Here is a 13,834-nt window from a genome sequence, read left to right as displayed (position 1 = left end):
AACTAAAATAAAATTTGGAGACGCTAACTAGCAACGAATATACACAAGTTATCAGCCGTTGTAAAGAATTATTTCGTAAGAAAACCATCGATTATGGGACGGCTTGGAGGATTTTAAGACTTTCTTCCATCACCGATCAAATTTTCATCAAAGCCCAGCGAATTCGCTCCATTCAAGAGAAAGGAAGTCAAAAAGTAAATGATCCCATCGTGGATGAGTTTGTGGGGATTATAAACTATTGCCTCATTGCTTTACTTCAAATTAGTTTTTCTGAGGATAACCGTATGGAAATTCCTTTTGAGGATCTGGAACCGGTTTATGATAAATGGGTAAGCGAGACCAAGGGATTGTTGGAAAACAAAAACCATGATTATGGAGAAGCTTGGAGAGAGATGAGAGTCAGCTCAATGACAGATATTGTTCTAATGAAGCTTTTGCGTGTCAAACAAATTGAAGACAACGCGGGCCAAACTTTAGTTTCTGAAGGAATAGAAGCTAATTACCAGGATATGATAAATTACTCAGTATTTTGTTTGATTAAACTAGGATATCACCATGATTAAAGACGGCTTTCTTTGGGTCCTTCGTTTGTTAGTAGGAGGACTTTTTATTTTTTCTGGATTAATAAAGGTGAATGACCCAGTTGGCACCTCTATTAAGTTGGAAGAATATTTTGATGTTTTTTCAAATGACATTGCTGGCTTTTTTTCAGTTTTCGAACCTTTTGCCCTTGAAATAGCGGTGTTTTTAGTGATTTTGGAGGTAGCATTGGGAGTTATGCTGATTTTGGGAGTAAAAAGTAAATTTACGGTTTGGGCATTGGGTCTTATGATCTTGTTCTTTACATTCCTGACTTTTTATTCTGCTTACTTCAATAAGGTGACTGATTGTGGGTGTTTTGGGGATGCCATCAAATTGACTCCTTGGGAATCATTCTACAAGGATATTATACTGTTGGTCCTGATTACTATATTGTTCATTTTTCAAGCAGACTTACCCAAAAGTTCTGCCAAATGGGCGAATATAACAGTAGTTGTAGTCGTTGTCTCTTCCTTGATTGTTTCCATTTTAGCTATTAGAAACCTTCCATTTATAGATTTTAGAGCCTATAAGGTAGGTGTGAATATCCCGAGGGCTATGGAGCCTTCAGCTCCTTTATTGTATTCCTATGTCATGCAAAAAGATGGTCAAACTGTAGTGATGGATCAATATCCTTCAGATGAAAGCTACGAGTTTGTGGAAATGAACTTAAAGAACCCTGAGAGCCTGCCAAAAATTTCTGATTTTGCTGTTTGGAATGAAAATGGGGACTATTCGTCTGAGATGTTTACAGGTAATAAAGTTGTGATTTTAGTAAGCAGTATGCCAAAGATGGATGACTCAAATTTGGAAGTGATCGATGAGTTGGTACAAAGTTTAAATGGCTCTCCTTTAGAAGTGGTCTTTGTCGCAGCAGCTACAGAGGAAGAAATAAATGCATTAATAAATAAAAGGGGATGGGGGATTACTGGTCTTCAAGCAGATGCCACTGTTGTGAAAACTATTATTCGATCTAATCCGGGTATCATGGTATTAAAAGATGGGGAAGTATTAGCTAAATACCATCATAACAATACTCCTTCTGCCGAAGAGGTTATTGATCTTTATGTACAATGACAAAAGAGCTTAAAGTTGTTTTGGTAGGATTGCCTGGTTCAGGGAAAAGCACCTTTGGAAGGCAACTTGCTTCGGTGTTGGATTTTCCATACTATGATTTGGATTCATTGATTGAGTCAAATTATAAAATGAAAATCCCCGAAATTTTCAAATCATACGGAGAGGGTCAGTTTAGAGAGTGGGAAACTGAATCTTTAAAAAAAATATTGGAAGCTCATGAGTCCTACGTGTTGGCGTCTGGAGGAGGATGTCCCTGCTTCAATGACAACATGGAGCTAATCAATGAGCATGCAGTTTCGGTTTACCTAGATGTGCCGATAGGGGAGATTTCAAATAGGTTAGGAGTATCCAAAATCCAAAACAGACCTATGTTTCAGGATTTAGACCGGGAAGAGACTGTAATGAAACTAAAAAGCTTACTTACCGACCGGGAATATTTTTATAATCAGGCAAAAATTAAGCTCAGCGGAGAAGAGTTTTCCGCTGAGCTTTTAATGTCAGAATTGATCAGTTTATTAAAAACTAAATCCTAGGGTTAGCATTCCTGTAAAGATTCTATTTTCAAGTTCAGTTACCGGCCCAATGTTATTGTTTTGTCCATCTAATACCTGATAGCTGGAATATAAACCGTTAGCCTTTTGGCTAATCAAAGCCATGTCAATTGTAAACTTGTTGAATTTGGCTCCAATACCGCCGCTGATTTGATTGGTACTTCGGTCATAGTCCGAATTAGAGATTGGATCACCATAATAAGCGTATCCACCTCTTAAACGTAAGACATCTAATCGAACTTCAGCTCCCAGTCTATAATTTAAAGTACTGGTATAACGAGTACGGATTACTTGGTTATCAGGTCCTTCATCAAAATCTCTGCTTTTGATCGTAGAGTTGCTGTAATCAACAAAGTCTACATCTCCAGAGATAAACCCATTTTTCCCTAAAAAGAAAGTAGCTCCAGCTCCGATTTTTAAAGGGGTGTTTAGATTATATGAACCTAGTATATAATCTGATAATGCATCTACTTCTCCCAAGACAATATCTTCTGGCTCATATTCATAATTGTCATAGTTGGCATACATGCTCGCTTCATATTCCTCATTCAAGGCATACCAGGTAGGTGTTTGGAATGTGAAACCTAAATTCAGGTAGTCAATTGGTTTATAGATTAATCCAAGATTTAGGTTAATTCCGGATCCGTTGATGTAAAGTCTTTCGGTGAGTGACGAGTTAATTAATGGTCCGTCTGGAAACTCTTCGTTATAGGTCTTGGTGGAACTGAAATTCAAGTTTCTTATTCCTAAAGATCCGCCTACAAATACCTTATGATTAAAATTAGCTCCATAACTGAAGGTTATTTGATTGGAACTTCCTTCTTGCCTGATATTTTCGTCTTGAAAAGGAAAGCCTGTCACAAAGGAATCATAGGTACTAGGATCATTAATTACATTTCCATCCTCATCGAAAAATATAGGATTGATTTGATAGGTAGAGTAAGCCAAACCTGTCAAGCCATAGGATTCAATTTGACTTTCACGAATTCCATTTGCATCCTGTAAATAAAAATCTATAATAGAAGTATTTCCTAGTTGATCAGAAAAGAAACCATATTCTGTATTAAAATTGGCAATCCTTTGAATACTGATACCAAAAGCCCCACCTTTAAATGCACCTCGACCCAATCCTTCTTTTGGATTAGCCATTACATAACTAAGGTTTGGTAGATTAAAATTGGTAGTATTATAGGATTTTTGCTGATCTAAATAATTAGTATTGACTTTCCAGTCTGAGTATCCTAATGAGATACTAGCTTCTGAGGTTCTGAAAAAACCTAAACCTGCGGGGTTTCCAGCAATGTTGGATACATCTCCACCAAGAGACCATTGAGTTCCACCAATAGCCATTACTCTGGATGAACCTGCTGGTTTAACATGGCTGAATCTATATGCATCTTCATAATATCCACTCTGCCCAAATGCTAAATTGGATGTGAATAATACGACAAAGAAAATAAAGGGAGTTAGCCTCATCGAATCAATAATTTGTTTTATAGATAACGGATAGGGTGATAAATTGTGACATTTTGGTCAAAAAAAAAGGGGAATTAATTTCCCCTTCCTCCTCTGGATGATGATCCACTGGAGACACCGCCTCCGCTGCTTCTCGAACCTCCAGTACTAATTCCGCTTCCTGAACTTCTACTTGGAGTGCTAAAAGTTCTTGTATTTGTATTGCTTCTAGAAGGTGAAGACATTCTTGAAGGAGAGGTTCCATAAGATGGTGTTCTTCCTGCAGGAATATTGCTTCTATTGTATGAAGGACTTGCCGATCTATTGTAAGAAGGACTTGTGCTTCTATAAGTTCTTGAATTTCTGCTTGGGCTGTTATAATAAGGATTAGAAGATCTAGAGTTGGTTCCAGAATAGCTTGGTCTAGCAGAAGGCATTGCACTTCTAGATCTTGTGGCACTTCTGGTAACTGCTGGAGAGCTCACATTTCTAGTAGTTCCTACCCGCGTTCTACCATTGGTATAGTAATCATTTTTTGAATTACTAAATTGTCTGGAAGCAGATCTGGTGTTATTACCAGATACTAAACTTCTATTGGTAGGAGAATTGATGGCATCTCTTCTTGCTTGCGCTCTAGAAGTGCTAGGTAGAATTGCAGAACTTCTGGATCTTGAAGAAGCGGTAGCTAAGCCAGCTCCTCTAGTTCCTCTTGAACCTCTCACTACTCTTCTATCACCGTATTCACCACCTGGCAAGATGTAGATAGGTCTGTTATAACCATATCCTGGGTAACCATATCCTGGGAATCCATAAACTGGATATCCAATTCCAAACATCGGATAACCAAATCCTGGATAACCCCAACCAAAACCTAAACTTGGACCCCAGCCGAACATGGAACCAAATCCAAATCCGATTCCGAATCCTAAACTAAATCCTGGTCTGAATCCATAGGATGGAAACATTCCTGGCATGTAGAATGGATCATAGAATCCCATTCCCCAGGGACTAAAACCTCCCATGTAGCCAAGGCTAAAAGAAATAGATGGATTGAAGCCTGATCCAAAGGATGAGGTATTTGAATTATTTACTCTAAAATCATCGTAGGCATTAATATCACCTTCTCCGGCAGAAGCAATTCCCTCGTCAAAATAAACCATGTCATTTGAGGAGGTGTCCTCTGTTGCAGAATATCTCGCGATATACTCAGGGTTTACATTTCGAGTACTGAAATTTTCGCCTTGATAGGTTTCGGTATTTAGAGAACCTAAACTTTCGAAAGATTCAGGATTATTGTTCTGCACAGCGAATTCAGTTGCAATTCTTGCATCTGAAGCCATGAAATACAAATTATCCTGTTCCCCTCCAGTACTAGCTAGTCTATTTGTACTACAAGCACTGATCGCAATGGCTCCCAGAATTACAGATGATGTTAATAATGAAATTTTCTTCATAGTCGAAGTTAGATTGTTACTTTCTTATACGGTCTTAAAAGTGAAGGGTTATACTTTTTACTTTATATTTGCCATGCTCAATTTAGCAAAATTAAGGACAAAAAGTATCTGAATCAATTATAATGAGTAAAGGACTACCTAAGAGAAGTGAAGATTATTCACTTTGGTACAACGAATTAGTTAAAAAAGCTGACTTGGCAGAGAATTCTGCAGTAAGAGGCTGTATGGTGATCAAACCTTACGGCTATTCTATTTGGGAAAAAATGCAGGCAGAATTGGACCGAATGTTCAAAGAAACTGGACATACCAATGCGTATTTTCCCTTATTTATTCCGAAATCTTATTTAAGTAAGGAAGCCAATCACGTCGAAGGTTTTGCCAAGGAATGTGCTGTCGTAACCCACTATAGATTAAAGAATGCGGAGGATGGAAGTGGTGTGATTGTGGACCCAGAAGCGAAGTTGGAAGAAGAACTGATCGTTAGGCCAACTTCTGAAACTGTGATTTGGAGCACCTATAAAAACTGGATACAATCTTACCGTGATCTGCCTTTATTAGTGAATCAGTGGGCCAATGTGGTAAGATGGGAAATGAGGACTCGACTATTCTTAAGGACAGCAGAGTTTTTATGGCAAGAAGGACATACAGCACATGCCACAGCTGAAGAAGCAAAAGCCGAAACCATGCAAATGATGAATGTGTATGCACAATTCGCAGAGGAATTTATGGCTTTGCCAGTGGTGAGAGGAAGAAAATCTGCCAATGAACGATTTGCCGGGGCGGATGATACACTTTGTATTGAAGCGATGATGCAGGACGGAAAGGCATTGCAGGCAGGAACATCTCATTTCTTGGGACAAAACTTTGCGAAAGCCTTTGATGTAAAATTTGCCACTAAAGAAGGTGGATTGGAATATGTGTGGGGAACGTCATGGGGAGTAAGTACTCGATTAATGGGGGCATTGATCATGGCGCATTCTGATGACAACGGTCTAGTATTGCCTCCAAAATTGGCCCCAATCCAGGTCGTTATTGTCCCTATCTATAGAAAAGATGAGGAATTCGAAGCGATTTCTGAAAAGGCCAATGAAATAATGGTTGAGTTGAGAAAAGCGGGGATATCTGTGAAGTATGACAATAGAGATACGCATAAGCCAGGCTTTAAATTTGCCGAATACGAATTGAAAGGTGTTCCTCTAAGAATTGCTATCGGGCCTAGAGATTTAGAAAATGGAACAATAGAAATTGCTCGAAGAGATAATTTGACTAAATCCCAATTTGAATTGGCTTCCCAACCAATTGCTGAAAAAATCGGGGGGATGCTGGTTGAAATCCAAGAGTCTATTTATTCTAAGGCTTACTCTTTTAGAGAAGAGAAAACGACCGAAGTAAATTCTTGGGAAGAATTTAAAGATGTATTGGAAAATAAAGGAGGATTTATTTCTGCCCATTGGGATGGAACTCCAGAGACGGAAGATAAAATTAAAGAGATGACGAAGGCGACCATCAGGTGTATTCCTCTGAATAGGAAAGAGGAAGCAGGAACCTGTATATTGACAGGGAAGCCTTCTGAAGGAAGAGTTTATTTTGCCAAAGCTTATTAATGAGAAACCCGGAATTTTCCGGGTTTTTTTATGTTTATTGAATACTCTAATCAGGATTCTCGTATTTTAGGATTCTAGTTCAGCCCGTGATGACTATAATTATTTTATCCACTTTACTACTAATAGGCTTAATCTTGATGGTTGCGGAAGTCCTATTTGTTCCCGGTACCACGGTGGTGGGTGTATTTGGGCTTATAGTAAGTGCTGCAGGTATTATTTACGCATTCGTATCTTTTGATGCGGGGACAGCATGGTGGATCACAGGAATTGCGGTGATATCAAATCTGCTGGCTATTGTATACAGCTTTAGATCAGGAGTATGGAACAAATTTTCTCTTAAAACAACCAACCAAGGTCGTACTTTTGATGGAAGGACTGAAGGATTACAAGTAGGAATGCCAGGAAAAGCGATCTCAGATTTAAAACCTTTTGGAAAGGCATCTTTTGGAGTAGAAGAGAAAGTTTATGAAGTGAAATCTGAGTCTGGTTTTATAGAAGTAGGCAAAGAGATCATCATTATGAAAATTGAAAACAATCAAATTTTAGTTAAATAACATGGATCCAAATAGCTCATTGTTTATTCTGGTTGCTGCGGTAGCAGGGATCATTTTACTTTTCATCTTTCTTTATTTTGTACCTGTTAATCTTTGGATTACCGCTCAGTTTTCAAATGTTCGGGTTGGTTTACTAGAGCTAGTAGGAATGAGAATAAGAAAGGTGCCACCGAGTGTGATAGTGAATTCTTTGATTACAGCTACTAAAGCTGGTCTGGAGCTTACCACTAATGACCTGGAAACGCATTACTTAGCCGGTGGGAATGTGCCAAATGTGATAAGAGCCTTAATTTCTGCGGATAAAGCCAATATTAATCTTTCTTTCAAACAGGCAACAGCGATTGACCTGGCGGGAAGGGATGTTTTCGAGGCTGTACAGATTTCAGTGAATCCTAAAGTGATCAATACTCCAAATGTAGCTGCTGTGGCAGCAGATGGGATTCAACTGATCGCAAAAGCAAGGGTGACTGTTCGTGCCAATATCGCGCAACTGGTAGGTGGTGCAGGAGAGGAAACCATTTTAGCAAGGGTAGGGGAAGGAATTGTAACTTCCATAGGATCTGCGTCCAACCATAAAAGTGTTTTGGAAAACCCCGATAAGATTTCCAAACTGGTTTTAGAGAGGGGATTGGATGCGGGAACTGCCTTTGAAATTCTTTCCATTGATATTGCAGATATTGACGTAGGAACCAACATAGGAGCGAAACTTCAAATCGATCAAGCCTCTGCAGATTTAAAGGTAGCAGAAGCAAAAGCTGAAGAAAGAAGAGCTATGGCGGTAGCATTGGAACAGGAGATGAAAGCAAGAAATGTAGAGATGCGTGCGAAAGTCGTAGAAGCGGAAGCAGAAGTACCAAAGGCTTTAGCAGAGGCTTTCAGAAGTGGTCAACTGGGGGTGATGGACTATTACCGAATGGAAAATATCAAATCAGATACTTCCATGAGAGATTCCATTGCCAAATCTGATACTGACTCAAAAGATTCAGGAAAAGGTAAATCGGACAAATAGAATCCTTAATAAAAGATTAAAACCCCAATGAAAGAATTCATTGGGGTTTTTTATTTCTAAGGATTACTTTTTGCTTTTTTTCCTCCCTGTGGTTTCCGGTTCAATGACTACTACAGGTTCATAGAGGTTTTTAGTTAAGATTTTCCCAGTGCCGGAATCAATTAAAACATCTTCAAATGCCAATGGAAGTAGCACCTCTCCTGAGTCAGAAAGCAGTCCTGTTTTTCCATCTTTTTGAACCACAATTAAGTCCCTTTGAGCACGATGTACACGATCAAATTCAATTGGGATTAATTCTTTACCAGCTGGGTCCAAAATACCTGTTTTATTAGCTTTTTCTACAATGAAATACCCATCATTGGTTCTAAGTACCTGATCGAAGGATTCCTGATTGACTACTTCTCCATTAGCATTCAAGAGATAGAATTGATTGTTTGATCTAGCAATGGAAAAACCTTTTTTGAATGGTTTTATTTCATCCCAAGAGGTGTTTCCTAAGACTTCTCCGTTCGCTTTTATGATTCCCCATTTTCCTCCCTTTTTAAACCCTGCCAAGGATTCTGAAAAAAGAGTCAGATCTTCATATTGCGGTTGAATGATCCATTCCCCCATAGAGTTTACAAAGCCAAGAGAACCTTCTTTCAAAGCTGGAAATAGTCCGTTCGATCCCATAAGTATTCTTTCTAAGGGAGCATTGGGTCGAACTAACCAGCCTCCTTTACCAAGCAATCCTAGATTACCATCTCTGAATCTTATATTGTAAAGGTCCTCGCCAATTCTTGTTACTTCTTCCATCCCCACTGCATCCAACAGAATTCCGCCCTCTTTCATGACCCTACGAAGCTTTCCATGGATGTATTCCAACATCAACCCATCTTCTAATGTGATTCTATGATAGGAGTTGTATCGAACATTGGCTTTCATATCATTTCCTTCAATCAATAAAAATTGATTGTCTTCAAAACCAAAATAGAAATTCCCTTTATTATGCTTTAGTTCATCGATTACTGGGGCAAGTACATAATCACCTTCCCGATTGATTAATCCATACCCAGTCTCTTCTTTTGCTAGAAGGAAGTCTCCTTCAGATTCTTCCAATAACTGAAATGATTTTTGGCCTGCATTAGACAAAGGAATAAAATACTCGGCTCCTATTTGGGTAATGAGCATCCCTGTTTTTGTCAATGAAGCTCGGTCCAAAGTCCCTAATGGAGTAGTTTTGCCACTTCCTCTTTCAAAAATCCAGTACTTATTTCCTTTTCTTGCTAACAGTAAGTTGAAGTAGGTTTGAATCTCGTCGTATTCTAAAGGAAGTACTTGCTGACCGTATTCATGAAAAGCACCTAATCCATTAGGCCCTTTTACCAAAATCCATGGTTCAAGGTATTGATATACTTCACTTCCCTGTAGAGAAACAGCGGGAGTGAGGTCTGAGGATAATAAACTTAAAACAGAATCTTTTTTACCAATCCTGACAGTCTCGCTTAACAGTTCAACTTGATCGTAAAGAAGTCTTTTTTGCAATCTGTACTCATCATCATACACCTCCCAAGTTTGGGAAAAGATAGGTTGCAGGGAGCAAATTGTGCTAATTAATAAAAGGAGTACAAACTTGATTGCTTTCATTTGTTATGGAGCAGAATTTTTGAATAGGGATCAAATATAAAATGACCAAAGGTTTTTACAATCCTTTGGTCATTTCTCTTTAAGTATTTAATAGATTACTTTTTCGTGTTTTCCCGATCAAGATCAAAAAGATCAGAAATGAATTCGATCATTTCCTCTGCCTGGTCTCGCTGGCATGCAGCTCTCAGTTGAACTACTGGAACTTTCAGGATTTTCTGCATCATACTTTTGGTGATTTTGTCAATCACCGCATATTCCTTTTCATCTGCATTTTTCAAATACCTGCTTAATTCCTCCAATCGGATTTGCTCAAGTGTCTGCTTCAGTTTGTTGATGGTAGGTGAAACCATCATTTCTTTTTTCCAATTATAAAACTCTTCGATGCTTTCTTCAATGATGCTTTCAACAAGAGGAACAGCAGCAAGTCTTTTTTCTAAAGCTTTAGAAGTCTTACTGCGGATATTATCAACGTTATACAAGATTACTCCAGGCACATCTTCTACACTGGTTTCGATACTTCTTGGAACAGAAAGATCTACTAATAATTTATAACTAGGAATGTCGAAAGATTTAATCAGCTCTTTGGTGATAAAAGGCTCGTTTTTCATAATCGAACATACGATTACATCGGCCTCTTCCATGGCTTCGAAACAATTCTCAAAAGGAATAACTTCAAATCCCAAAGGAGCTGCAATCTCCTCTGCTTTGGAAAGTGTTCTATTGGTTACCTTCACTTTTGCATTAGGAAGATAGACCATGTTTTTAGCAACATCTTCTCCAATCTCCCCAACTCCGATCAATAAGATTCTTGGTTGGTAAGTATTGGAAGTAAGACTTTCTATTAATTCAATGGCTGCGTAAGAAAGTGATGCTGCACCTTCTCTAAAACCAGTTTCTTGTACAATTCTCTTGTTGGTAAAGAAGACTGTGTGCATCAATCGGTGAAGGAATGGTCCTGCCATTTCTAAATCCGCAGATGCTTGATACGCTCTTTTTACCTGATTGGATATCTGAATATCTCCTACTACTTGTGCTTCCAATCCCATTGAAACACGGAACAAATGAGCAATCGCTGCTCTATCGGTATTGTAGATCTGGAAGTATTCTAGGTAATTGACAACATCAGGAAGACCTTTTTCAAGTCCAATTAATTTGATGATTTCTGTACTCAAGTCAAGATCATGACTGTAATACACCTCAGTTCTATTGCAGGTAGAAAGTATCAATACATCATTCAAACTGAAGAAATCCTTCAATTTCAATAATGTTCGCTGTATTTCCTGATCACTGAGAGCGATAATCTCTCGAATCTGGACGGGTGCGGTCTTATGTGATAAACTTAATGCTCTGAACTTGATTTGCATAGGGACAAGTCTTACAACGCAAATTTAAATACAATAGGCATGTAATTAGCTTTTTTGCCTATCGAAATTCCAATTTGGAATCTATCTAAATAAAAAACATCTAGATATCGCAAATTTCATGAATTTTGAATTAAGATGCCAATATTCTTAAATTATACATCATAGACAGAATCAATTCTTTCAAGTGATCCGAATTTTTATATGAAAGGCACTATTTTTTATTGGCTAAAATCCTATTTGGGTTTTTCAAACAAAGAGTCCAGAGGGTTCTTATTCTTGCTCCCTTTTTTGACCATTTTGTTATTGATTCCAACACTTTTTGGCTACATAAGAGATAGGGCTGCGGAAGACTATCAGTTTCAATTTCAGTTGAAAATTGATTCTTTAAGAAAGGCTGGAGTAGAATTGGTTTCCTCCCCGGATCTTGTCTTTAATCCAGAGGATACTGTAAAAAATAAACCCGTAGCCCAGGATCAGGAATTCGAGAATTTAAAAAAGATTCCTTTGTCAGAAGCTGATTCTGCTACGCTGCAAATCGTACCTGGGATCGGTCCGGCATTTGCCAGCAGAATAATAAAGTATAGAGAGCAACTAGGTGGCTTTCATGACGTAAGCCAATTATCAGAAGTTTATGGGTTAACGCCGGAAACAATCGAGAAACTTTGCAATTACTTTGAGTTCGATGAATTGGTCTTCAGGAAAATGGAAATCAATCAAATTACGGAATCAGAACTTGCTAAGCATCCCTATATTTCTTATTCGGAAGCAAAAGTTATTTTGGCTTACAAAAAACAACATGGTGCATATCAATCCATTGAGGACTTAAAAGAAATTAAAATTTTCAAACCTCAATGGATTGATAAAATTGCTCCTTATTTGGCATTTTGATAGACAACCTCTCCTCCGATGATGGTCCGATCTATGGGGAGTTCTCTCAGGTTTGTCGCATCTTCAACCATGATGTCTTTTTCCATTATTACTAAGTCGGCTAATTTTCCCACTTCAATACTTCCCTTTAAACTTTCTTCAAAGTTTGCATAAGCAGCCCAAATGGTCATGCCTTTCAAGGCAGCTTCTCTAGTTAGTTTGTTTTCAATTTGAAAACCTTCGTCCGGCCAATTGTTCTTGTCTTTTCTGGCAACCGCGGCATGGAAACCATATAGAGGATTGATGAACTCTACCGGGAAATCACTTCCTAAAGCAATCATTCCATTTTGTTCCAACAGTTCATTAAAAATATAGGCGTGCTTGATCCGATCCGGACCTAAACGTTGCTCTGCCCAGTACATGTCTGAGGTCGCATGGGTGGGTTGTACCGATGGAATAATGCTATATTCGGCAAATTTGGATACATCTTCTGGATTTACCACTTGTGCATGTTCAATTCTCCAGCGTAAGTCGTTTTTTCCTTTTAAAACATCAGCATAAATATTCAGTAAGGTTCTATTCGCTGAATCTCCAATGCAATGTGTATTCATTTGAAATCCATGCTCATACATTTTTGCTGCCAAATCTTTGAAATCATCCTCCGTGCTCAGCAAAAAGCCTGTCTGATCAGGTTTGTCAGAATATGGTTTTAATAACGCCGCACCTCTAGATCCTAAAGCCCCATCTCCATAGATTTTGAAGCTTCTCACGGTTAATTGGTCATCTTGATAAATTCCTTTATCAAAATAATAGTCCATGTTTTCCTGAGTTGGATTGACCATGGCATAAATTCTCATTTTCAATAAGGAATCCTGATGAAGTTGTTGGTATAATTCAATGATTTCCTGATCTAGCCCAGCATCTACTACAGAGGTAAGTCCTACCGCAAAGCAATTTTCCTGAGCAGCTAATAGGGCTTTTCTAGCTTGTTCCGATGTAGTTTTCGGGATTTTATTACTGACTAAATCAATGGCATTATCCACAAGTACTCCTGTGGTTTTTCCATTTTCTAAGATCACACTACCTCCAAGCATCTTAGTTTGGGAAGTAATCCCACCAATTGACAATGCTTTTTGGTTAACCAGAGCAGCATGTCCATCAATTCTAGTTAGGAGAACAGGTGTATTTGGGAAAAGCTCGTCCAGTTTTTCTCGGGTAGGAAATTCTTGCCCCTCCCAAAGGTTTTGATCCCAACCTCTACCTAAAATCCAAGCTTCATCTGTGTTAGCATCTGCATAGTTTTTTACCCGTTGGATAAGTTCATCATAACTTTTGGCCCCAACTAAGTCTACTACTCGTAATCCTTCTGCGTATCGATTGAAATGGGTATGGGCATCTATGAAGCCTGGGTAAACCGACTTGCCGTTAAGATCCACTTTTTCGGCCGCATCATATCCTCCTAGGATTTCGTCACTCGATCCTACGGCAAGAAATTTACCGTCTTTAATAGCAAGTGCTTCGCTTATTTCAAATTCAGAATTAACCGTATAAATCGTTCCATCAAAGTAAATTACGTCTGCCTGAATTTTTGGGGATTGGCATGAAACCAAAATAAACAATCCACTTAGGATTGATGAAGTGAAGAACTTTGTAAAGAACTTTAATTTTGACTGAGGATTTATGTACATATTTGT

12 protein-coding genes are annotated in these 13,834 nt (G+C 38.4%); 7 read left to right on the top strand and 5 right to left on the bottom strand.

What is annotated here, in order from left to right:
• Positions 1-14 precede the first annotated feature (14 nt).
• The 3 genes from JYB62_RS08175 to JYB62_RS08165 are packed head-to-tail and all read left to right on the top strand — an operon-like array spanning position 15 to position 2,189.
• On the top strand, positions 15-563 hold the full coding sequence (locus JYB62_RS08175; protein WP_205644904.1) for a DUF1599 domain-containing protein: 549 nt from the start codon (positions 15-17) through the stop codon (positions 561-563).
• Positions 556-1,656, top strand: a complete 1,101-nt coding sequence (locus JYB62_RS08170; RefSeq protein WP_205644903.1) for a BT_3928 family protein — start codon at positions 556-558, stop codon at positions 1,654-1,656. Before JYB62_RS08175 ends, JYB62_RS08170 begins: the two co-directional genes overlap by 8 nt.
• Positions 1,653-2,189 carry a shikimate kinase gene (locus tag JYB62_RS08165; protein WP_205644902.1) on the top strand — a complete coding sequence of 179 codons (537 nt, stop codon included), beginning with the start codon at positions 1,653-1,655 and terminating at the stop codon, positions 2,187-2,189. Before JYB62_RS08170 ends, JYB62_RS08165 begins: the two co-directional genes overlap by 4 nt.
• Here the strand turns inward: JYB62_RS08165 and JYB62_RS08160 are convergent.
• Complete coding sequence (locus tag JYB62_RS08160) at positions 2,172-3,683, bottom strand: OmpP1/FadL family transporter (RefSeq protein ID WP_205644901.1); 1,512 nt, start codon at positions 3,681-3,683, stop codon at positions 2,172-2,174. The two genes, JYB62_RS08165 and JYB62_RS08160, sit on opposite strands and share 18 nt — an antisense overlap.
• A gap of 74 nt (positions 3,684-3,757) precedes the next feature.
• Positions 3,758-5,116 carry a hypothetical protein gene (locus JYB62_RS08155; protein ID WP_243431466.1) on the bottom strand — a complete coding sequence of 453 codons (1,359 nt, stop codon included), beginning with the start codon at positions 5,114-5,116 and terminating at the stop codon, positions 3,758-3,760.
• A gap of 122 nt (positions 5,117-5,238) precedes the next feature.
• On the opposite strand from JYB62_RS08155, the gene proS reads away from it, so the two are divergent.
• The 3 genes from proS (at position 5,239) to floA (ending at position 8,283) form a co-directional block, all read left to right on the top strand.
• On the top strand, positions 5,239-6,720 hold the full coding sequence (gene proS, locus JYB62_RS08150; RefSeq protein WP_205644900.1) for a proline--tRNA ligase: 1,482 nt from the start codon (positions 5,239-5,241) through the stop codon (positions 6,718-6,720).
• 89 nt (positions 6,721-6,809) lie between these two features.
• On the top strand, positions 6,810-7,274 hold the full coding sequence (locus tag JYB62_RS08145; RefSeq protein WP_205644899.1) for an NfeD family protein: 465 nt from the start codon (positions 6,810-6,812) through the stop codon (positions 7,272-7,274).
• 1 nt (position 7,275) lies between these two features.
• The gene (gene floA / locus JYB62_RS08140; RefSeq protein WP_205644898.1) at positions 7,276-8,283 is read left to right on the top strand and encodes a flotillin-like protein FloA; all 1,008 of its coding nucleotides are present in this window, start codon (positions 7,276-7,278) and stop codon (positions 8,281-8,283) included.
• 63 nt (positions 8,284-8,346) lie between these two features.
• Here the strand turns inward: floA and JYB62_RS08135 are convergent, their stop codons facing one another.
• Both JYB62_RS08135 and hemA read right to left on the bottom strand, forming a co-directional pair.
• Entirely contained in the window at positions 8,347-9,909 is a 1,563-nt protein-coding gene (locus tag JYB62_RS08135; protein ID WP_205644897.1) for a WG repeat-containing protein, read from the bottom strand.
• Positions 9,910-10,004: 95 nt separating this feature from the next.
• A complete protein-coding gene (gene hemA / locus JYB62_RS08130; RefSeq protein ID WP_205644896.1) occupies positions 10,005-11,273 on the bottom strand; it encodes a glutamyl-tRNA reductase in 1,269 nt (422 codons plus the stop codon).
• Positions 11,274-11,474: 201 nt separating this feature from the next.
• Between hemA and JYB62_RS08125 the strand changes: the two genes are divergently transcribed.
• Positions 11,475-12,161 carry a ComEA family DNA-binding protein gene (locus JYB62_RS08125; RefSeq protein WP_205644895.1) on the top strand — a complete coding sequence of 229 codons (687 nt, stop codon included), beginning with the start codon at positions 11,475-11,477 and terminating at the stop codon, positions 12,159-12,161.
• Here the strand turns inward: JYB62_RS08125 and JYB62_RS08120 are convergent.
• Positions 12,146-13,828: an amidohydrolase gene (locus JYB62_RS08120; RefSeq protein ID WP_205644894.1), complete on the bottom strand. Its 1,683-nt coding sequence runs from the start codon at positions 13,826-13,828 to the stop codon at positions 12,146-12,148. The two genes, JYB62_RS08125 and JYB62_RS08120, sit on opposite strands and share 16 nt — an antisense overlap.
• Positions 13,829-13,834 lie beyond the last annotated feature (6 nt).

The sequence above is a fragment of the Algoriphagus lutimaris genome, from assembly GCF_017051705.1.
Classification (GTDB): Bacteria; Bacteroidota; Bacteroidia; order Cytophagales; family Cyclobacteriaceae; genus Algoriphagus; species Algoriphagus lutimaris.
The sequence above is the reverse complement of the archived record's forward strand: the minus strand, read 5'-3'. Positions and strand labels throughout refer to the sequence as shown.